The following is a 1,100-nucleotide window of genomic DNA, read 5'->3' as shown; positions in this document are numbered from 1 at the left end:
CGTCAACCTTGGTAAACTCGGTGAAACTGTCGATGTAAAACCAGGTTACGGACGTAACTTTCTTATCCCTCAGGGCAAAGCACTACCTGCTACTAAAGCTAACATTGAAAAGTTCGAAGCACGTCGTGCTGAGCTTGAAGCTGAAGAAGCAAAAGAGATCGCTGTTGCTCAAGAGCGTGCTGATGCACTAACTGACGTTAATGTGATCATGCGTGCAAAATCTGGTGACGAAGGCAAGCTATTCGGCTCTATCGGTACTCGCGATATCGCCGAAGCATTGACTAACTCAGGTCTAGAAGTTGACCGTGCTGAAATCAAGCTGCCTGAAGGCACTCTGCGTCAAGTTGGCGAATATAATGTTGATATTCAGCTACATCATGACGTTACTGCTAGCATTTTAGTAACCATTCTTTCTGAAGATGGTGATGAAGAAAACATTGCAGTAGAAGATGATGAGACACAAGACGAGAGCGAAGATTACTCTGAAGAGTAAGTTTTAGAATATCTCGTTTAGATCAAAAAGAGCCAGTGACTTTAAGTTGCTGGCTCTTTTTTTGTTTAGGAGACGCGGGTTCAACTCCCGCCATCTCCATCATAACGAACAATCTTTAGCAGTTTGGTTCTTATCGTAGTATGGTATAACTTATATCTTATAAATCATTACTCTAAATAGATCTAAGCACTGAGACGTTCATATGACATATTATTCAAAGCCAAATTATTCAAAGCACTTACACGATTGGCTTAAACGTGGCCGCAATTGGCATATCGAATATGACGACTATCTGTCCAATCATATTACCCATAATTGGATTGCGCTTGATGCTGCAGGTGTCAGTCAAAATAAAATGCAATGGTGGCAAGACGTATATATTAACAATGTCATAGATAAAGGTGCTACAAGTACGGCAAAAGGGTCTGAAATGCTTGTGCCGCCGCGCCAAAATGCGCTTGACTACACAGCGATAACGGATGTCAATTGGCTATACAATATACAGTCTACACGTATCGCATTTGAAGCCTATCGTGACTTTTTTGATAAGAAAATAGCAAAGCTTGGGTTAAATACTTGCTTAAAACGCTACTACCCTGCGTTATCA

General features: G+C 41.2%; 2 protein-coding genes. Both read left to right on the top strand.

What is annotated here, in order from left to right; translation table 11 throughout:
- Positions 1-493 (top strand): 50S ribosomal protein L9 (rplI, locus tag ACS8FD_RS16330; RefSeq protein ID WP_439276616.1); only part of this gene is annotated, 493 nt, incomplete at its 5' end.
- Positions 494-695: 202 nt separating this feature from the next.
- On the top strand, positions 696-1,100 hold a 405-nt coding region (locus ACS8FD_RS16325), incomplete at its 3' end, for a hypothetical protein (protein ID WP_439276615.1).

This window comes from Psychrobacter sp. 1U2, from assembly GCF_051847575.1.
Note: the sequence above shows the minus strand (reverse complement) of the source record. Positions and strands in the feature narration are given on the sequence as shown.